The sequence below is a fragment of the Mesorhizobium sp. M1328 genome (genome assembly GCF_040318075.1).
Classification (GTDB): Bacteria; Pseudomonadota; Alphaproteobacteria; order Rhizobiales; family Rhizobiaceae; genus Mesorhizobium.
Window position 1 is genome coordinate 63,589 of record NZ_JAMYLO010000019.1, and the last position, 18,841, is coordinate 82,429.

The following is an 18,841-nucleotide window of genomic DNA, read 5'->3' on the forward strand; positions in this document are numbered from 1 at the left end:
CTCGTTTCCTGTCGATAATCGACGGCATGAAACCACTCATGCCCGCTTTTCGCACGCGGTATCAAGCGCTGGCCTTTTCGACCGTCAGCCCTTTCGCCGGCGCATCAGCGCCTCGAGCTCGGTGTCGCCGCCTTCCGGCAGCATCAGCCGCACATGCGCGTAGAGGTCGCCGTGACCGCCGGCCTTTTCCGGCAGGCCCCTGCCCTTCAGCCGCAGAACCTTGTCCGAGCTCGACCAAGGGGGGACATTGACCGCAATCCTGCCGGTCGGGGTTTCGACCGCCACCTTGGCGCCATGCACCGCATCGGCCAGTTCCACCGGCAGGTCGACATGCAGGTCGCGGCCCTCGACGCGGTAGCGAGGGTGCCGGCGAAAGCGGATCTTGACCAGTGCATCGCCCGGCTGCCCCGGCCCTTGCTCACCCTGGCCTTTCAGGCGGATGGTCTGGCCGTCCTCGACATAGGCCGGCAGCTTGACCGCCATCTTGCGGCCGTCGGGGAACATCGCCGTCACCTTCTCCGCGGTGGCGGCTTCCTCGATGGTGACGTCCAGCGTCACGTTCAGATCGGCGGCGGTCGAGGCCTGACGGCGGCCGCCCGTGCCGGCGCCGCGCTGCTGGGTGAAAGCATCGCCGAAGATCTGGCTGAAGATGTCGCTGTTGCCGTCGAACGGATCACCGCCGGGACGGCCCGTGCGGAATTCGAAATGCGCGCCGCCCGGCCCTTGCTGCCGGCGGAAACCGGCGAAAGGATCGGCGCCGCCAGTCGCGCCTTCGAACCCCTGGAACCGCGGTTTGCCTTCGGCATCGATCTCACCGCGATCGAAAGCCGCCCGGTTCTTCTCGTCGCCGACGATCTCGTAAGCCTGGTTGGCGGCGGCAAAACGCTCCTTTGCCTTGGGATCCGGGTTCTGGTCCGGATGATACTTCTTGGCGAGCTTCCGGTACGCCGATTTTATGTCCTTGGCCGATGCGTTCTTGGCAACGCCCAGCACCTCATAGGGGTCGCGCATGCTTACTGCCCTGGAGAAGGAGTGGAACCATGATCGCCTCCTATATGCGCTTGCATAGGAAGAAATTCCAGTGGGTTACCGCCACATCGGCGAAGGAAAATCAGAGCGCCTTGAAGTCCTGCATTCGCCAGGCGCTGCCACCGACCAGGCATACTTCGCCTTTGAACAGCGCGACGCCGTCGAAGCTTTCGCGCGACGCTGTGAAGCGACGGCATGTCTCGCCGTTAGCTCTGAATTCTGCGAGCTCGGTGATGGAGCCGCGTGAGCCGGTGTCGGCATTCGCCCAGGGAACGGCCTGCCCGGCCAGTTGCTCGACGTCGGCGGAGGACACGGCGTTGCGGATCGTGGCCTGGTCGGAAGCGCGGTCCTGATCGAGCGGCGTGACCGAGGCCGGCGTGCTCGAGGTCAGCACCGAGCGGTCGACCTCCGCCTGTTCCAGGCTGAAGCCGCCACCGCCACAGGCGACAAGCGGCAGGACGATTATCACGATCATGGCTTTGGCGCTGGCCGAAGCGATAACGCTCCATTGCCCACTGTCAAAAGCTTGCGCGATACGCGACAATCGGCAATCTCCCCAGCCGGCGACAAATTTGGGAAAACTATGAGCGAAACCGGGTTAACAAGCGGTGACTTTACCGAGGCGGCGGAGCCGTTCCGGCTTTTTGCGGCGTGGCTCGACGACGCGACGAAGAGCGAGATCAACGACCCCAACAGCGTGGCGCTGGCGACGGTCGATGCCGAGGGCATGCCGAACGTGCGCATGGTGCTGCTCAAGGGCTTCGATGAGGGCGGCTTCGTCTTCTACACGAATTTCGAGAGCGCCAAGGGCCGCGAGATCCTGGGCAGCATGAAAGCGGCGATGTGCTTCCACTGGAAATCTCTGCGCCGGCAGGTGCGGGCGCGCGGCCCGGTGGAGATCGTCACCGACGCCGAAGCCGATGCCTATTACGCGACCCGCCCGCGCGGCAGCCGCATCGGCGCCTGGGCCTCCAAACAGTCGCGGCCGCTGGAAAGCCGCTTCGCGCTGGAAAAGGCGGTTGCCGAATATACGGCGCGCCACGCGATCGGCGACATTCCGCGGCCAAAACACTGGTCGGGCTTCCGCATCGTGCCGCAGACCATCGAGTTCTGGCACGACCGTCCGTTCCGGCTGCACGACCGTGTCGTCTTTTCGCGCAACGCCGAGGGCGGCTGGGACAAGGTGAGGCTTTATCCGTAGAAAACGATGCCGCGCCGGCCGCCGATCCGCCGCGGCATCGAGGGCGTGACTGGAATGGTGCTGATCGGGCTCGGCATCCGGATCGCGACCGAGCACCGGTGACGGTTGAGTGGTTCTTGACGAACCACTTTGGTTCACACTCATCATAGTGAACCAGAAGAATGTGACCATGACCGCTTTTACCGTGCGCGTTCCAGACGAAACTGCAGACAGGTTAGGCCAGCTTGCAGAAAAGCTCGACCGCTCGTGCTCCTATGTGGCTGCGCAGGCCATCGAGGATTTTGTAGCCAGTGAAGAATGGCAACTCGCCGAGGTCGAGGCAGGATTGGCTGACGCCTCGCGCGGCGATTTTGCCAGTGCCGGCGAGGTGAAGGCGGTTGTCGGGAAATACGTAAAGTCCACCCGCCAGGCATAAGCCACCCAATTCCCACTATCACGATCTCGTGTGCGTGAAACGTTCCAGCTTGCCGCAACGAACCAGGAAAGGGCTCAACGCGCCGCTGGCGCAAATTCAGGAGGAAGCAATGCATTCACTCAGGTTGGTCACGATGGCCGGTCTTGCCTGCCTTTTCGCTTCGCAAGCCTTTGCGGAGGACGCGATGGGGACAATGACGGTGATGAAGGGTGGGGAGGTCATGGCGATCATGCCCGATGGGCATAAGGGCACTATGATGCCCGACGCGAAGATGAGCGCCGAAATGATGAAAATGGCGAAACCGATCAAGCATTGCATGATGTTGATGACCGACGCCAAAGGCAAGACATTCATGATCGACACGTCTTCGGCAAAGGCCCAGGCCGAATGTAAAAAAATGGCGATGTGACAAAGAGATCGTGGCAAGAAACCCGCCGGTTGTTGCCGGCGGGTCCACGATGCGAGACAAGGCCAGAAGGTCTAGGCCTTTTTCCTGGTCATGAAGGCCGTCAAGGCTGCGCGGGCCTCGTCGGATTTGAGCCGCTCGCGGAAATGCTGGCTTTCCTGGCCGATGCGCTCGACAAGGGCGTCGCGCGAGCCGCGCATCAGGTCGCGCGCTATCTTCAGCGCTTGCGGCGGCTTGGCGGCGATCTGGCCCGCCGCCGCCAACACCGATGCTTCGAGTTCCCCCTCCTCGACCACCTCGTAGATCAGCCCGGCGGCCTTCGCCCGCTCGGCCGAAAAGCCCTCGCCGAGGCCAAGCAGCGCGAAGGCGCCTTGGCGGCCGAGGATCTGCGGCGCGAGCAGGCTCGAACCGGCCTCCGGCACAAGGCCGAGATCGACGAAGGGCGTCCGGAATATTGTGCGCGGCGTGGCGAAGGTCAGGTCGCAATGCAGGTTGAGCGTGGTGCCGATACCGACCGCAATGCCGTCGACGCCGGAAACCATCGGCTTTTCCACCTTGGCCAGCGCCATCAGGAAATCCCAGACCTCGGAACCGCCTTCGCCGCCCGAGGCGACGACCATGAAATCGGCAAGGTCGTTGCCGGACGAGAAGGCACCGGGCACGCCGAGAAAGACATGAACACGGATCGCCGGATCGGCGTCGCCGCCGGCAAGAGCCGCCGACATCGTCGCGTACATGGCGCGGGTCAGGGCGTTCTTCTTGTCCGGACGGTTGATGCGGATGATCTGGATGGCGCCCTGGCGCTCGACGAGGATGTGGTCTGTCACGGATTCGTCCTTTGTGAATTTCGGGCCTTTGTGAATTTCGGCGCGTGCGAACGTCAGACTGAAATCAGCGCCTTGCCGGCAACGGCAAGGCTGTCGGCGCCGCCGATGACGCGCTCCTTCAGCGCGCCCACCTCGCCAAGCAGGTTCTCGGCGAAGAAGCGGCACAGCGCGATGCGGTTTTGGTCGGCAAGCGCGCCGCACGCCAGATAGGCCCCGCCAGCGGCAAGCGAGATCAGCCTGAGATAAGGTGTGGCGCCGGCCAGCGCCTCGTCCGAACGGCCTTCGGCCTGCAGGTCTTGCAGGAAACGGCTCGCCTGTGACAGGTCGTCGAGCGCCTGGTCGAGGCGATCGGCGGTGCGGCCGAAGCCTTCAAGGTTCGACGCTCGCACCGCATTGGCGGCGGCCTTGAGTTCGGCGATGTAGCCATGCACATGCCGGCCGCCGCCGAGCGGCAGCTTGCGCGTCACCAGATCGATCGCCTGGATGCCATTGGTGCCTTCGTAAATGGGCGCGATGCGCGCGTCGCGATAAAGCGCTGCGGCCCCTGTCTCCTCGATGAACCCCATGCCGCCATGCACCTGCAGCCCAAGCGAGGCGACCTCGACGCCGACATCGGTCGAAAAGGCCTTGGCCAGCGGGGTCAACAGATTGGCGCGCTCCTGCCAGTGCTTTGCATCTTCGCTGTGCGACGCAAGATCGATGGCGTGGGCGCAGGAATAGCAGATGGCGCGGGCAATCTGGGTCAGCGCCTTCATGGTCAGAAGACTGCGCTGGATGTCGGGGTGATGCACGATCGGCGCCATGCCGGCACCGCGATAGCTCGCCGCCTTGCCTTGCCGGCGGTCGTTTGCATAGGCGAGCGCCTTCTGCATCGCCGCCTCGGCGACCGCCACGCCCTGCATGCCGACGGCAAGGCGCGCATTGTTCATCATGGTGAACATGCAGGCGAGGCCCTTGTTCTCCTCGCCGACCAGCCAGCCGATCGCGCCGGGCCTGCTGCCTTCGAAGCCGTCGCCATAGATCATGGTGCAGGTCGGCGAAGCGTGGATGCCCAGTTTGTGCTCCAGCCCCGAGCAGAAGACGTCGTTGCGTGCGCCCAGCGCGCCGTCGTCGCCGACCAGGAATTTCGGCACCAGGAACAGCGACAGGCCGCGCGTGCCGGGCGGCGCGTCCGGCAGCCGCGCCAGCACCAGATGGATGATGTTGTCGGTGAAATCGTGCTCGCCATAGGTGATGAATATCTTTTGCCCGAAGATGCGGTAGGTGCCGTCGCCGGCCGGTTCGGCGCGGGTTCGCAAGGCATTCAGGTCCGAGCCTGCCTGCGGCTCGGTCAGGTTCATGGTGCCCATCCATTCGCCGGAGACCAGCTTTTCCAGATATTTGGCCTTGAGTGCCTGCGAGCCATGCTTGTCGAGTGCTTCGACCGCGCCCATGGTCAGCGTCGGGGCGATGCCGAACGCCATCGAGGCGGAGTTCCACATTTCGAGCGCGGCGACGCCGAGCATGGCCGGAAGCGCCTGGCCGCCATAAGCTTCCGGCGCGGACAGCGCATTCCAGCCGCCGCCGATCCAGCGGCGATAAAGTTCCTTCCAGCCGGGCGGGGTAGTGACGGCAGCGCCGTTGAGCACCGCGCCGTGCTGGTCGCCGACCTTGTAGAGCGGCGCCACCTCCTCGCTGGCGAAACGGCCAGCTTCGGCCAGAATGGCGTCGACGAGGTCCTCGCCGAGTTCGCCAAAGGTGCCGGCATCGAGCGCCGCCTTCAAGCCAGCGACATGCTTCAGGGTGAAGGCGATTTCCTCGACCGGTGCCCGATACATCGCGCTCGCTCCTCCTCAGTCCAGCGGATCAACTTAAGACCCGTGCCGATGCAAAACCATCTGCTTTTGGAATTCCCTGCCCATCTTCTTTTTACGTAAACGTCAACTTTTGTCACGCAGATTTTGCAGTTGCTGGCTCGCCTGCGAAATTACGCAAAGTCGCACCACGCACTTGACCTGTACGGCTATTTCCCGTACAAGTCGTCCATCAGGGGTGACGATAATGCCGAACCAACAGACCCGTACCGCTCGTCTCGAAGCTCGTATTTCGCCGGATATTCTGGACGTGGTGAAACGCGCCGCCGAAATCCAGGGCCGTAGCGTCAGCGACTTCGTGGTCGCTGCCGCTCAAGAGGCGGCTCAGCGTACCATCGAGAACACCACCATCATGCGTATTTCCGTCGAGGATCAGCGCGCCATGATGGAGGCAATTCTCAATCCGCCCGAGCCCAATGAAGCACTGCGCAAAGCTGCCGACGCCCACAAACGGCTGGTCGTCGAAACCCGGTGACTTTCGCCGTCATTATCGAACCGCTCGGCGGATTGCATGATCGCAAGGCTTTCAGCTGCGGGGTACCGGCGCTCGACCGCTACATCCGGGAGCAAGCCAGCCAAGATGTCAAACGCCGAGTTTGCAATTGCTTCGTTGCCGTGGATCGCAATGGCGGCGCGATCGCCGGATATTACACTTTGGCGGCGTCGAGCATACCAATCGCGTCCTTGCCTGACGAACAGACAAGACATCTACCACGCTACCCAGTCCTGCCTGCGATATTGGTCGGTAGGCTGGCCGTCGATGCCCGATACCAGGGGCAGCGGATCGGGTCGGCGCTGATCGTGGATGCGCTAAGACACAGCGTTAGCGCATCCCCGGCAGCCTTCGCATTGATTGTCGATGCAACGGATGACCAGGCGGTGGCGTTTTATCGCAAACATGGCTTCACCTCATTTCAGAGCCGCCCGCTATCACTGTTCCTGCCCATAGCAACAGCGTTGAAGCTATTTGGCTGACAATCGCAACCATCGCTTTGCTCTTGAGGAGCACCAAGGGTCGCTTCGCCAGCGCTCCAACTCGCCCACTCGGCACCCGAAGCATTTCCTTAACCATGGCGGCTCAGGATTGGGCTTTGGCCAGCAAGGACCTGCTGTTTGAAAACGCCGGCGCACCCTCTTATCCGCTTAGCGCTTCTCCTTGTCGCGGCCACGATGACGCTGGCGCCGGCGCCGACAAGGGCCTCGGATTTCTCCGAACCGTGGAAGGATGCGGACCGGGCGCTGGTCGTCGATGCCTACGAATACAATTCCATCGACTGGACCCGGCTAGCCGCCGACAAGCGTCTTGTCGGTTTCATCAACAAAGCTTCCGACGGAATGCCGCCACCCTATTTCTGTTTCGGCGACGAGACCGAGATGCGGCTGTGCAAGACGCTTTGGAAGCGCCATGCGATGGCACAGGAACTGTTCCAGACGCGCAAGGTGGTGGCCAAGGCGCTGGGCCTGAAATGGGGTGCCTATCATCTCGCCCGCCCCGGCAACCCCGTGGGACAGGCCAATAATTTCATCAATTTCGTGAAACCCGGGCCGGATGACCTGCTTGCCCTCGACATCGAGGACGATGATCCCACCCAATGGATGTCGCTCGAGGATGCCGAGGAATTCGTGCGCCATGTGCATCGTCGGGTTGGCCGCTTTCCAGTGCTCTACACCAACGGCACGACAGCCAGGCATATCGCCGACAACAAGTATAAATACCCGCTCCTGTCCCGGCTGCCGCTGTGGTATGCGCGCTACAAGCCAGACATCGGCGTGCATTTTCCAATGGGCAACTGGCAGGGTTATGCGCTCTGGCAGTTTTCGGCGCGAGCAAATTGCGGCCGGTTCCGCTGTCCCTATCGGGTCGCAGGCACACCCAACGATATCGACGTCAGCGTCGCGCCGATGAGCGCCACGGAATTGCGCGCGCAGTGGCCGTTCGGCGGCCTGATCGACGTGCAGCCGGATTATCTCGCCTCGATACCGGTGCCGCTCTCACGCGAGGCGGGGCTCGCCGGCACTGCCATGACCTACGCCACCGTGGCAGCACCCCCGAGCCTCGAGCAACTGGTCGCGGTATTTAGAACGCGCTTGGCCAAATTCAGCAGCGGCTTTCAAATGCCTGCGGCCAAGACGGTGCCGAGCCTTCCGCGCGGGATTGCCGAATATGTCGCCTGGACGCGAAACGAAAAAAAGCGTGCCGCCTCGGTGTCTGCAATTGCCCCCACCGCCGATACGGTCAGCACTGTCTCGACCGAATTCGACAACCGCCTGCGTTGAGGTCGAGGCCGCCTTAAACGTCAGTTCGACTGCTCGCGCGCCACTGCCAGCCAGCCAATGTCGCGGCGGCAAAAGCCTTGCGGCCAGTCGATCCGGTCGAGCGCGGCGTAGGCCTTCTTCTGCGCCTCGCCGACGGTTCGGCCTGTCGCCGTGATGTTGAGCACGCGACCGCCATTGGCGACGAGTGCGCCGCCGTTGATGGCGGTGCCGGCATGAAATATCTCGACGCCGCCACCTGCTGCCGCCTCGACGCCGCGAATGACCGAGCCCTTTTCCGGCGTGCCGGGATAACCCCTGGCTGCCATCACCACGGTGAGCGCCGCCTCGTCGCGCCAGCGCACCGAGGTGTGTGCCAGCTGGCCGTCGGCGGCGGCGTTGAGCAGGACCAGGAGATCGTCCTTCAGCCGCATCATCAGCACCTGGCATTCCGGGTCGCCGAAACGGGTGTTGTATTCGATCAGCTTCGGGCCCTTGTCCGATATCATCAGTCCGGCGAACAGCACGCCGGAAAACGGTACGCCTGTTTCAGCCATGCCGCGCATGGTCGGCTCGACGATCTCGCGCATGGTTCGGTCGATCATCTCCGGCGTCATCACCGGCGCCGGCGAATAGGCGCCCATGCCGCCGGTGTTCGGGCCGGTGTCGCCGTCACTGAGGCGCTTGTGGTCCTGCGCGGTGCCGAAGGGCAGCGCGGTGGTTCCGTCGCAGAGGCAGAAGAAGCTTGCCTCCTCGCCGCTGAGAAACTCTTCGACCACCACTTCGGCGCCGGCCTGGCCGAAGGAGCCGTCGAAACAGGCGTCCAGCGCGGCCAGCGCCTCGTCAAGCGTCATGGCGACGGTGACACCCTTGCCGGCAGCAAGACCGTCGGCCTTAATGACGATCGGCGCACCCGTCTTCTCGACATAGGCCTTGGCCGAACCCAGATCGCCGAAGCGGCCATAGGCGGCGGTCGGGATGCCGTATCTGGCGCAGAGGTCTTTGGTAAAACCCTTCGAGCCTTCCAGCCGCGCCGCTGCCTTTGAGGGGCCGAAGACGCGGATGCCCTCGGCGCGAAGGTCGTCGGCAATGCCGGCAACCAGCGGCCCTTCCGGGCCGACCACGACGAGATCTATTTCTTTCTCGCGGCAAAACCGGACCACCGCTGCATGATCCGAAACATCGAGCCTCACCAGCTCGGCTTCGCCGCCGATGCCCGGATTGCCGGGCGCCGCGTAGAGTTTGGTCAGCAGCGGCGACGCCGCCATCTTCCAGGCCAGCGCATGTTCTCGTCCGCCGGAGCCGATCAGCAAAACACGCATGCCTGGATTCCTTGCCCGTTCCGATCAGGACTGCGCTATTGCGCCCCGGGCGGCGGGTCAAGACATTTGGCTGCCGCGGCGGCGATTCCGCGCCGCGAGCGGATCCGGCCTGCTTGACGCTTGACGGCATTCGCCTCTGCTGCCACTCCAGCAAAATGGAAACCGTCCAGTCGAAAGCGGCCCAGGGCCGCGTCGCCGATGCGCCGAGCGGCCACTGGGTCTATCGCGCGCTGCCGCGGGGGTTGTGGCCCTATGCGCAGCTTGCCCGGTGGGACCGGCCGATCGGCTGGCAATTGCTGCTGTGGCCATGCTGGTGGTCGGCTGCCCTTGCGGCGAGCGCCTATCCGCGTCCGGCGGATCCGCTGCTCTCGCTGCTGCCGTCGCCATGGTATCTGCTGCTGTTTTTTCTCGGCGCGTTCGCCATGCGTGGCGCCGGCTGCACCTACAATGATTTGGTCGACGAGGACATCGACAACCAGGTGGAACGCACGCGCTCGCGGCCGCTGCCGGCCGGCAAGGTCACGCGCCGGCAGGCCTGGATGTTTGTTGTCGTACAGGCACTGGTCGGCCTTGCCGTGCTTTTGCAGTTCAACAGCTTCGCCATCTCGCTCGGCATCGGCTCGCTGGTCATCGTCGCCGTCTACCCATTCATGAAGCGGTACACCAATTGGCCGCAACTCGTTCTCGGACTTGCCTTTTCCTGGGGAGCGCTGATGGGATGGGCGGTCGAGTTCGGCGATCTCGATGGACCGGCAATCATGCTCTATATCGGCTCGATCCTGTGGGTGATCGGCTACGACACGATCTATGCGCATCAGGACAAGGAAGACGACGCCATCGTCGGCGTGCGCTCGACGGCGCGCCTGTTCGGCGACAATACCAAGGCCTGGCTGGCCGGGCTTTATGGCGGAGCGCTGGTCTGCTTCGCCATTGCCTTTGCCTCGGCGCAGGCACCCGTGCCGGCGCTGGCTGGGCTGATCGCCGCCGGCGCGCATATGGCGCGGCAGATCGCCGTGCTCGACATCGACGATCCGGACCAGTGCCTGAGGCTGTTCAGATCGAACAACCAGGTCGGCTGGCTGATCTTCCTCGGCCTGATCGGCGGCGCGGCTTGGGTGGCGCTGAAGCCGCTGGTTTAGCTACTCCCGCGAAATAAGCTCCTCGCCTCCGATGACCAGCCTGAGGCCGAGGTCGCCGGCGCGGCGGCGGGCGAGGAAGCGCGGACGGCGCATGGTCGAGACGCGGCCCTTGCGGCGGTCCTGCGCCGGCAGCGCCTTGATGGCGGCGCCGAGCGATTCTTCGAGCGTACGGGCAATGCCGTCGGCTTCGATCAGCAGCATCGGCAGGCGGTAGGCATCGGCCCAGGCGCGCCAGTCGGCGGCGACGTCGTCGAGATCGTCGGCCACCAGCAGCGGCACCGACAGCATCGGGTCGTTGTGCAGAAGCTCGAGCGTCACTGTGACATTGCCATCCGGATCCTCCATGGCGCGGGCGGCGACGCCGCGAAACGCGTTGGCGGGCAGAGCGATGATCGCCGGCACGCCACTCATCTCCAGCGTGCGGCGGATAACCGCGCCGCGCTGGTCGATGGTGAAGGTGACGTCGCCATAGTCGTCGCGCGTGGCGTAACTCACCACCTGCGGCAGGCGGAATGGGTCGAGACGCATATTGCGGCCGGCCCAGACTGGCTTCAGTCCAGTGTTCATATCGTGCCTTTCCTGTTTCTCCTGAGAGCCGGTGTTTCCGGTTCTCCGGGCCGGTTTTCCCAGCCTCGTTGTGGAGAAACATTAGCGCGAGCTTCTTATCCTCGCGCTTAAGAAAGTCGGTTAAATTTTGCTGATCCGGGGCGGATGGTTATCGGAATGCGAACCGGCGCAGGCCGGCGAAAGGATCAGATAACCTTACCCGGATTCATGATGCCGGCCGGGTCGAACGCGGCCTTCACCCTGCGCATCAGCTCGATCGCCATTGTCGGCGCCGTCGCGATCAATTCGTCCCGCTTCAACTGGCCGATGCCGTGCTCGGCCGAGATCGAGCCGTGAAACGAGCGCACGACGTCGTGCACGGCCTTGTTCATGACGTGGTAAAGGCCGAGAAACGCCTCGTCATCGCCGTCGACCGGCCGGGAGATGTTGTAGTGCAGATTGCCGTCGCCCATGTGGCCGAAGCAGACGACGCGTGCGCCGGGACTGACCGATTGCACGGCGCCGGCGGCCTTTTCGATGAAGGGCGGGATCGACGCCACCGGCACCGAGATGTCGTGCTTGATCGAGGCACCTTCCGGTTTCTGCGCCTCGGGCAGCACCTCGCGGAAATTCCAGAACGCGTCGCCCTGGGCCATGCTTGCCGCGATCACCGCATCGCCGACGATCCCTTGCTCGAGGCCTGCCTCCAGCACCTCCTCGATCAGCGCCCGTGCATCCTCGGCCGAGCGGCCCGACGAGATCTGCATCAGCACATACCACGGCCAATCGCCGGCCAGCAGCCGCACTACGCCTTGTGCGTGGCGTAGCGTGAAGTCGTAGGGCCTTTGGCCGATCAGCTCGAAGGCGGTGAGCGCTGCCCCTGCACGGTCCATCGCCAGGCTGAACAGCGACAGTGCCGCCTCCGGCGATGACAGGCCGGCAAACGCCACCTCGCGCCCCTTGGGCTTGGGGAAAAGCTTGAGCACGGCGGCGGTGATGATGCCGAGCGTACCCTCGGCGCCGACGAACAGGTCCTTCAGATCATAACCGGTATTGTCCTTCTTCAGCTTGCGCAGATCGTCGAACACTTCGCCGGTCGGCAGCACCACTTCGACGCCGAGGCAGAGTTCGCGCGCATTGCCGTAGGCAAGCACGCCGGTGCCACCGGCGTTGGAAGAGAGATTGCCGCCGATCTGGCAGGAGCCTTGCGCGGCAAGCGACAGCGGAAACAGCCGGTCGGCGGCATCGGCCGCTTCCTGCAGCGTCTGCAGGATGACGCCGGTTTCGACCGTCACCGTGTTGGACAGGGTATCGATCTCGCGGATGCGGTTTAGCCGCGACAGCGACAGCACGATCTCGCGGCCGGACGCGTCCGGCACCTGGGCGCCGACCAGCCCGGTGTTGCCGCTTTGCGGTACAATCGGCGTGCCCGTTTCGCTCGCCAGCCGCATGATGCGGCTGACCTCCTCGACGGTCCCCGGCCTCAGCACCAGAGCCGTCCTGCCATGCCAAAGTCCGCGCCGCTCGGCGAGGTAAGGCGCGATGTCCTGCTGATCGCGCAGCGCATATTTGTCACCGACGATTGTCGCAAAGCGCGCGACGACGGCGGGGTCGAGGTCGGGGGAAATGTCGTTCATAGGTGGAAACTATGGTGCCCAATCCATCTTGTCACGAGGGGCGATCTTGTCACGCGGGGCGGCGGCGCGCGAAAGCCGGTCATTGATCGCCTCGCCCAGGCCGTCGAACGGGATCGGCTCGACGGCGATGGTTTTGGCGCCGCTGCGATCGAGATCCTGCAGATGGGCGAAGAGATTGCTTGCCGCCTCGCGCAGGTCGCCGGTCTCCGACAGGTTACGCAGTGCGGCTGCATCGCGCCAGCCTTCGGCACGGCGGCCACCGAAGGCCAGCAAGGCTTCGCCCGGTGCGACCTCCGCAGCATTGAGCCGCACCGCCGCACCTGGTGCATAGTGCGAGGCGAGCATCCCGGGCGCCTCGATGACCGAAGCGCCGCGCAGCAACTTTGTCCCGGCGACCGCTTCGATCTCTTCGGCGGCAATGCCGCCCGGCCGCAGCAGCCGCAGCTTTCCAGCTTCGACCTTGAGGATGGTCGATTCCAGCCCGACCGGCGTCGCGCCGCCATCGACCACAAGCTTGATCCTGGGGCCGAGGTCGGCGGCCACGGCTTCCGCCGTCGTAGCGCTGATCCTGCCCGAGGAATTGGCACTGGGCGCCGCAAGCGCGCGGCCGAACCTGGCGATCAGCTCGCCGCCAAAGCCTTTCGGCATGCGCAGCGCGATGGTGTCCAGCCCTGCGGTGACCAGCGGATGAATGCCGTTGCCGGGCCGTTGCGGCAGCACCAGCGTCAGCGGCCCCGGCCAGAATATCTGCGCCAATCTTTCCGACAGCGGATCGAACAGCGCGATACGCTCAGCCATCGCCGGATCGGCTATATGGGCGATCAGCGGGTTGAAACGCGGGCGGCCCTTGGCTTCGAAGATGCGGGCCACGGCAACGCCATTGGTCGCGTCGCCGGCCAGCCCATAGACGGTCTCGGTCGGTATGGCGACGACATCGCCGCTCTCGAGCAGCGCCAACGCCCTTTCCATCGCCTCGCCGACGGCACGAATTTCAGCCACTGTCGTCACCTCACGGATGCGGGTGCCTAATACGGCGAGGCCGGGCGAGCAAGCCCAGGGTTGGCGAATGATAAATCGCTAAAATGCGATGTTTCCCCGCAAGCCGGCATCAATTGCCCTCGGCTAGGGTGCCGTCTTGTTGGGCAAGGGGAATTATGATGCTTTCGATGCGTATCGTTGGAGCGCTTGGTCTGGCGTTTATGGCCGGCACGGCACAGGCCTCGTCACTGGTTTTTCTTGGGCAGACGACGGGGGCGCCTTCTGTGGTTGGTGCGGTGGGCGCTGTCGAGCGCGCGAAAACACCGTCGATCGTCGCGCTCGGCGAGAAATCGCCCAACGTCAATGAAACCGTCACCGATGAAAAGGTCGCGGCAATCCCGAGCCAGCCGAGTCATGGCTTCACCGGAAGCCCGATGATCATTCGCGGCGGTATCGTCGGCGACGCCTTTGCAACGCCCGCGCCCAAAGCCGCGCAGGCCACCGCTGCCGCGCCCGCCGCGGACAGCAAAGCCGACCCAAAGGTCGCCAGCAAAACCCCCGAGCCCGTAGCGCCGCAGCCGGCGCCGCTAGCAGCTCCCGACCAGCCGAAATAGCGCCTGAAGCAGCGCCGGAAACCAGGGCCGCGCGAAAGCGCCGCCCTGGTTTACTGACTGAAGCGGCGTGAAGTCTCAGGCCGCTTCTTCTTCGTCCGTATCGTCGGCGTCGTCCGATTCGTCGCCGTCAGCGTCTTTTTCGCCGACGGCGCTTTCGGCCTTCACGCTGTCCTCGTCGTCTTCCTCTTCCTCGTTGTCATCGTCGTCGTCGTCGTCGGAGAGGGTAGCCGACTTATCGTCTTCAGTAGCTTCCTTGTCGGTGTCTTCATCGTCGCCGTCCTCGTCATCCGACAGATCGGCAGCCTCGATGGCGGCGGCAGCGGCCTCGTCGAGCGTCGTTTCGGAGGTGGGTTCAAGCGTCTCGGTCTCTTCTGTCACTTCGATGTCGTGAGCGGAATTCATGGAAGCCTCCGTGGGTTGGGAACACGTTCCTTTTGCCACGCACAGATCATCGGCGTATGACTGTAAGCCGGCTCGAATGGCCGGTAAGCGATGATTTTTTCGCCGATGTCAGCCGGCTATCTTCGAGAAGTCCGCGACCCGGTCGGTCGCCGCGCGGATGCGGGCGAGCAATGCCAGGCGATTGGCGCGCACCGCCTGGTCCTCATCGTTTACGAGGACTTTCTCAAAAAATGAATCAACCGGCTCGCGCAACAGGCTAAGCGCCAGCATGGCGGCGGAAAAGTCTTCGTTTTGAATTGCTTCGCCGGCTTGCCTCTCGGCCTGATTCACCGCCGCGAACAGTATTTTTTCTGCGTCCTCCCGGAACAGAGCCGGCTCAACGCTGCTTGCAATCGCCGTCGCCTTCTTCTCTTCGGCAGCCACGATGTTGGCGGCGCGCTTGGTGCCGGCAAGCAGGTTCCTGCCGTCCTCGGTGTCGAGGAAGGAGCCGAGTGCTTCGACCCGGCGGACGATTTGCAGCAGGTCGTCGTTTTGGCCAATCTCCCCCCTTGAGGGGGAGATGCCCGGCAGGGCAGAGGGGGGTGCCTCGCGCCGAGAGGCCGGCGGGACAGCGCCCCCCTCTGTCGGCTGCGCCGACATCTCCCCCACGAGGGGGGAGATCGGGCGCGAACCTGCCGCCAGCACCGCGTCGATCAGATCATGCCGCGCGCCCTGGTCGCGGAGGTAGACTTTCAAGCGGTCGTGGAAGAAGGAGAGGAGGTCGTGACTCAAGCGCCACGCCATCTCAGGCGTCTTTTCGGCGAAGGCCTCTTTTCCAGACAGCCCTACAAGGCGGTCATAAACTTCAGCTCTGTAAGTTGTTGTAGCAAGACCAGCTGACGTCAGTCGATCTGCGGCCTCAAGGTAAGGCTGCGATCCGTCACGTTGGAATTTCATATATGCCGCTACTATCGGAGACATCATCGAACGGAGAAGCGAAATGTTCACGCCGTTCTCAACCAAGATCCTGACCACGCCCAGCGCCGCCCTCCTCAGCGCATAGGGGTCCTTCGATCCGGTCGGCTTTTCATCGATCGCCCAGAATCCAACCAGCGTATCCAGCTTGTCGGCGAGCGCTACTGCGATCGAAACCGGATCGGTGGGAACACGATCTGACGGTCCCTGCGGCTTGTAGTGTTCCTCGATCGCGGCGGCGACAGAAGGATGCTCGCCCTGCAGCAGCGCGTATTTGCGGCCCATGGCGCCTTGCAGTTCCGGGAATTCGCCAACCACTTCGGTGGTGAGGTCGGCCTTGGCGAGGACGGCAGCGCGACGAGCGAGCGCGGTAATCTCCCCCCTTGAGGGGGAGATGTCGCCGAAGGCGACAGAGGGGGTCGGCACGTCCTGACGCGACGCTCTATCGCGGACAGAGGATGCCGGCGCTTCACGCGAAGCGACCCCCTCTGGCCTACCGGCCATCTCCCCCTCGAGGGGGGAGATCGACTGCGCCACGATTGGTGCCAGTTCTTCGGCCAAGCGCGCAATCCGTTCTACCCGCTCGCCTTGCGTACCGAGCTTGGCATGAAACGTCACATTGAGATGGTCGAGGCGGGCCATGCGCTGGTCGAGCGGCTTTTTGAGATCAAGCCCAAACTTTTCCGTCGATGCCTGCAGCTGGTCGAGATCCGGCAGGTCGCCCTGGTCGGTCTTCCAGAAATAGAGCGCGTCGGACAGGCGGGCGCGCACCACCTTGCCGTTGCCGTGGGCAATCTCCTTGCCGCCATCCTTGGCCTCGATATTGGCGGTCAGTATGAAACGGTTGGAGAGCTCTTCGCCGGCGTGCGGCCGCGTCACAAAACACTTCTGGTTAGCGCGGATGGTGAGCCGGATCACCTCGGCCGGAATGGCCAGAAAATCCTGCTCGAATTCGCCCATCAGCACGACGGGCCATTCGACCAGGCCCGACACTTCCTCCAGCAGCCCCTCGTCCTCGACGAGGTCGAGCCCGCTGGCGAAGGCAAGATTCCTGGCATCGGCAAGAATGATCTCCTTGCGCCGGTCGGCATCGAGCACGACCTTGGCTGCCTCCAGCTTCGCGACATAATCGTCGAAGCGGCGCACCGTGATGGCGCCCGGCGCATGAAAACGGTGGCCGTAGGTGACGTTGCCGGAGTGGATGCCGTCGATCTCGAAATCGACCACCACCGGCTCCTCGGTTTCGGGGCCGAAGGTACACAGGATCGATTGCAGCGGCCGCACCCAGCGCAGCGAGCCGGGCTTGGCCGAAGCCGGCCCCCAGCGCATCGATTTCGGCCAGGGGAAGTTGCGGATGATGCCCGGCACCAGCTCGGCGATGATCTGCTCCGCCGGTCTGCCCGGCCTGGAAATATGGGCGACGTAGAAGTCGCCCTTCTTCGGATCGGAATGAACATGCGCCTCGGCAATCGAGGCAAGGCCGGCCTTGCGCAGAAAACCTTGCACCGCCTGCTCGGGGGCCTTGGTCGAGGGCCCCTTGATCTCCTCGCTGATGTCCTTCGAGCGGGCGGTCAGGCCGCGGATGTCGAGCGCCAACCGGCGCGGCGTCCAATATTCGCGCGCAGCCTCATAGGTCAGCCCGGCTTCGACCAGACCGTCCGTCAAAAGCTTCTTCAGGTCGCCGGCCGCCTTGCGCTGCATGCGCGCGGGGATTTCCTCGGAACGAAGTTCTAGAAGCAGGTCAGGCATTGAAAGAGCTCACGCGACAAAAAACAGCCGCCGCTTCGCGGCGTCCTCCCCCATCGAGGCGGAGGTAAGCGGGGCATAGCAACTCGGTCGGCTGCTGTCACCCTTCCCAGCAAGATCAAGGCGTCCAACGGCGATTTCCGAAAAAATTCAGCCGCCTGTCGGACACGCGCCGGTCCGCCCGTCCTTGGATCAAAGATTTCCATGAACCGAACGCAGCGCTGAAGCGACCAACGCTCAGGCAGAGAGCTATTGGCTGGACGACCATGAAAACGGCATCGACATTCCTGCAGATCCTCGCGCTAAGCGCCTGTTTTGCAGCGCAGGCCCATGGCACGTTCACGATGCCGGGCGTCAGGCAAGCGCTGCGGACAATGGCCGGCTCCAGTGGCCAGGGCGCGTTACAAATCAGCGCTCCCGTCGAAATCGCCTGGAGCTAAGCCGCCAGCCCACCAGCGTCAGTCAGCAAAAATGCCTCGCCGCAGGCCTTGGCCAGATTGCGCACCCGCAAGATGTAACTCTGGCGCTCGGTGACCGAAATCACGCCGCGTGCGTCGAGCAGGTTGAAGACATGGCTGGCCTTGATGCACTGGTCGTAGGCCGGGAATACCAGGCGGTGGTATCCCTCCCCCTTGAGGGGAGGGTGGCCAGACAAAGTCTGGCCGGGAGGGGTCGCCCGTGCAGTGCTCGACGCCTGGCTTGTGGTGCCTTCTGAGGCGACCCCCTCTGCCCGCTTCGCGGGCGTCTCCCCCTCAAGGGGGGAGATGGGCGCGCCGGCTTGTAGCAGCGCCTTGCACTCGGCTTCGGCGTCTTCGAAATGGCGCAGCAACATCGCGGTGTTGGCAAATTCGAAATTGTGGCGCGAATATTCCTGCTCGGCCTGCAGGAAGACATCGCCATAAGTCACCTTGTCGGCGCCTTCGCGGCCGTTGAAGTTGAGGTCGTAGACATTGTCGACGCCCTGCACATACATGGCCAGCCGTTCCAGCCCGTAGGTGAGCTCACCCGCTACCGGTGCGCATTCGATGCCGCAGACCTGCTGGAAATAGGTGAACTGCGAGACCTCCATGCCGTCGCACCAGCACTCCCAGCCCAGCCCCCAGGCGCCCAGCGTCGGGCTTTCCCAGTCGTCCTCGACGAAGCGGATGTCGTGCAGCAGCGGATCGATGCCGATCGCGGCCAGCGAGCCGAGGTAAAGCTCCTGCAGATTGGGCGGATTGGGCTTCAGGATCACCTGGTATTGGTAATAGTGCTGCAGCCGGTTCGGGTTCTCGCCATAGCGGCCGTCCTTGGGGCGGCGCGAGGGCTGGACATAGGCCGCGTTCCAGCGTTTTGGGCCGAGCGCGCGCAACGTCGTTGCCGGATGGAATGTGCCGGCGCCGACTTCCATGTCGTAAGGCTGAAGGACGACGCAGCCATAGTCCGCCCAATAATTATGCAAGGTCAGGATCAGCCCCTGGAACGAGCGGCTGGGATGCATGTGGGCAGGGATATCAACGGTCACGGCGGCCTCCGGCGG

Annotated in this window: 20 protein-coding genes; 9 read left to right on the forward strand and 11 right to left on the reverse strand. The window is 63.8% G+C overall.

Annotation, left to right across the window (positions count from 1 at the left end):
• Positions 1 to 84: 84 nt before the first annotated feature.
• Together NKH23_RS26560 and NKH23_RS26565 are read right to left on the reverse strand one after the other, a co-directional pair.
• Positions 85 to 1,011, reverse strand: a complete 927-nt coding sequence (locus NKH23_RS26560) for a DnaJ C-terminal domain-containing protein (RefSeq protein WP_352720587.1) — start codon at positions 1,009 to 1,011, stop codon at positions 85 to 87.
• Positions 1,012 to 1,111: 100 nt separating this feature from the next.
• Complete coding sequence (locus NKH23_RS26565) at positions 1,112 to 1,573, reverse strand: RT0821/Lpp0805 family surface protein (RefSeq protein WP_352720589.1); 462 nt, start codon at positions 1,571 to 1,573, stop codon at positions 1,112 to 1,114.
• A gap of 39 nt (positions 1,574 to 1,612) precedes the next feature.
• Between NKH23_RS26565 and pdxH the strand changes: the two genes are divergently transcribed.
• From pdxH to NKH23_RS26580, 3 genes are all read left to right on the forward strand, one after another.
• A complete protein-coding gene (gene pdxH, locus NKH23_RS26570; RefSeq protein WP_292663882.1) occupies positions 1,613 to 2,230 on the forward strand; it encodes a pyridoxamine 5'-phosphate oxidase in 618 nt (205 codons plus the stop codon).
• A gap of 169 nt (positions 2,231 to 2,399) precedes the next feature.
• Positions 2,400 to 2,645, forward strand: a complete 246-nt coding sequence (locus NKH23_RS26575; RefSeq protein ID WP_352915782.1) for a CopG family ribbon-helix-helix protein — start codon at positions 2,400 to 2,402, stop codon at positions 2,643 to 2,645.
• Between the two features lie 133 nt (positions 2,646 to 2,778).
• Complete coding sequence (locus NKH23_RS26580; protein ID WP_353035754.1) at positions 2,779 to 3,054, forward strand: hypothetical protein; 276 nt, start codon at positions 2,779 to 2,781, stop codon at positions 3,052 to 3,054.
• Positions 3,055 to 3,125: 71 nt separating this feature from the next.
• Here the strand turns inward: NKH23_RS26580 and NKH23_RS26585 are convergent, their stop codons facing one another.
• Together NKH23_RS26585 and NKH23_RS26590 are read right to left on the reverse strand one after the other, a co-directional pair.
• Positions 3,126 to 3,878: a crotonase/enoyl-CoA hydratase family protein gene (locus NKH23_RS26585; protein WP_352720591.1), complete on the reverse strand. Its 753-nt coding sequence runs from the start codon at positions 3,876 to 3,878 to the stop codon at positions 3,126 to 3,128.
• A 53-nt stretch (positions 3,879 to 3,931) separates the two neighbouring features.
• Positions 3,932 to 5,695: an acyl-CoA dehydrogenase family protein gene (locus NKH23_RS26590; RefSeq protein WP_352720593.1), complete on the reverse strand. Its 1,764-nt coding sequence runs from the start codon at positions 5,693 to 5,695 to the stop codon at positions 3,932 to 3,934.
• Between the two features lie 223 nt (positions 5,696 to 5,918).
• Between NKH23_RS26590 and NKH23_RS26595 the strand changes: the two genes are divergently transcribed.
• The 3 genes from NKH23_RS26595 to NKH23_RS26605 all read left to right on the forward strand — a co-directional run bounded on the left by NKH23_RS26595 (position 5,919) and on the right by NKH23_RS26605 (position 8,008).
• On the forward strand, positions 5,919 to 6,206 hold the full coding sequence (locus NKH23_RS26595) for a type II toxin-antitoxin system TacA family antitoxin (protein ID WP_292664465.1): 288 nt from the start codon (positions 5,919 to 5,921) through the stop codon (positions 6,204 to 6,206).
• Entirely contained in the window at positions 6,203 to 6,706 is a 504-nt protein-coding gene (locus tag NKH23_RS26600; protein WP_352915785.1) for a GNAT family N-acetyltransferase, read from the forward strand. Before NKH23_RS26595 ends, NKH23_RS26600 begins: the two co-directional genes overlap by 4 nt.
• A 195-nt stretch (positions 6,707 to 6,901) precedes the next feature.
• The gene (locus NKH23_RS26605; RefSeq protein WP_352720597.1) at positions 6,902 to 8,008 is read left to right on the forward strand and encodes a glycoside hydrolase family 25 protein; all 1,107 of its coding nucleotides are present in this window, start codon (positions 6,902 to 6,904) and stop codon (positions 8,006 to 8,008) included.
• A 20-nt stretch (positions 8,009 to 8,028) separates the two neighbouring features.
• On the opposite strand, the gene purD is transcribed toward NKH23_RS26605, so the two are convergent.
• Entirely contained in the window at positions 8,029 to 9,306 is a 1,278-nt protein-coding gene (purD, locus tag NKH23_RS26610; protein ID WP_352720599.1) for a phosphoribosylamine--glycine ligase, read from the reverse strand.
• A gap of 155 nt (positions 9,307 to 9,461) precedes the next feature.
• Here purD and ubiA point away from each other — a divergent pair, with 155 nt between their 5' ends.
• Positions 9,462 to 10,445, forward strand: coding sequence for a 4-hydroxybenzoate octaprenyltransferase (ubiA, locus tag NKH23_RS26615; RefSeq protein WP_352720693.1), 984 nt, complete (start codon positions 9,462 to 9,464; stop codon positions 10,443 to 10,445).
• On the opposite strand, the gene NKH23_RS26620 is transcribed toward ubiA, so the two are convergent.
• From NKH23_RS26620 to NKH23_RS26630, 3 genes are all read right to left on the reverse strand, one after another.
• The gene (locus NKH23_RS26620; RefSeq protein WP_023674094.1) at positions 10,446 to 11,012 is read right to left on the reverse strand and encodes a DUF6101 family protein; all 567 of its coding nucleotides are present in this window, start codon (positions 11,010 to 11,012) and stop codon (positions 10,446 to 10,448) included.
• 185 nt (positions 11,013 to 11,197) lie between these two features.
• Positions 11,198 to 12,628 (reverse strand): FAD-binding oxidoreductase, encoded by a 1,431-nt coding sequence (locus tag NKH23_RS26625; protein ID WP_352720601.1) that lies wholly within the window; start codon positions 12,626 to 12,628, stop codon positions 11,198 to 11,200.
• A 9-nt stretch (positions 12,629 to 12,637) separates the two neighbouring features.
• The gene (locus tag NKH23_RS26630) at positions 12,638 to 13,627 is read right to left on the reverse strand and encodes an L-threonylcarbamoyladenylate synthase (protein WP_352720603.1); all 990 of its coding nucleotides are present in this window, start codon (positions 13,625 to 13,627) and stop codon (positions 12,638 to 12,640) included.
• 155 nt (positions 13,628 to 13,782) lie between these two features.
• Here NKH23_RS26630 and NKH23_RS26635 point away from each other — a divergent pair, with 155 nt between their 5' ends.
• Positions 13,783 to 14,220: a hypothetical protein gene (locus NKH23_RS26635; RefSeq protein WP_352977277.1), complete on the forward strand. Its 438-nt coding sequence runs from the start codon at positions 13,783 to 13,785 to the stop codon at positions 14,218 to 14,220.
• Positions 14,221 to 14,295: 75 nt separating this feature from the next.
• On the opposite strand, the gene NKH23_RS26640 is transcribed toward NKH23_RS26635, so the two are convergent.
• Positions 14,296 to 14,598: an ATPase gene (locus tag NKH23_RS26640; protein ID WP_352720607.1), complete on the reverse strand. Its 303-nt coding sequence runs from the start codon at positions 14,596 to 14,598 to the stop codon at positions 14,296 to 14,298.
• 132 nt (positions 14,599 to 14,730) lie between these two features.
• Complete coding sequence (glyS, locus tag NKH23_RS26645) at positions 14,731 to 17,325, reverse strand: glycine--tRNA ligase subunit beta (RefSeq protein WP_352720609.1); 2,595 nt, start codon at positions 17,323 to 17,325, stop codon at positions 14,731 to 14,733.
• A gap of 263 nt (positions 17,326 to 17,588) precedes the next feature.
• On the opposite strand from glyS, the gene NKH23_RS26650 reads away from it, so the two are divergent.
• The gene (locus NKH23_RS26650) at positions 17,589 to 17,762 is read left to right on the forward strand and encodes a hypothetical protein (RefSeq protein WP_352720611.1); all 174 of its coding nucleotides are present in this window, start codon (positions 17,589 to 17,591) and stop codon (positions 17,760 to 17,762) included.
• Here the strand turns inward: NKH23_RS26650 and NKH23_RS26655 are convergent.
• Positions 17,759 to 18,826: a glycine--tRNA ligase subunit alpha gene (locus NKH23_RS26655; RefSeq protein WP_352720613.1), complete on the reverse strand. Its 1,068-nt coding sequence runs from the start codon at positions 18,824 to 18,826 to the stop codon at positions 17,759 to 17,761. The genes NKH23_RS26650 and NKH23_RS26655 overlap by 4 nt on opposite strands.
• Between the last annotated feature and the right edge of the window lie 15 nt (positions 18,827 to 18,841).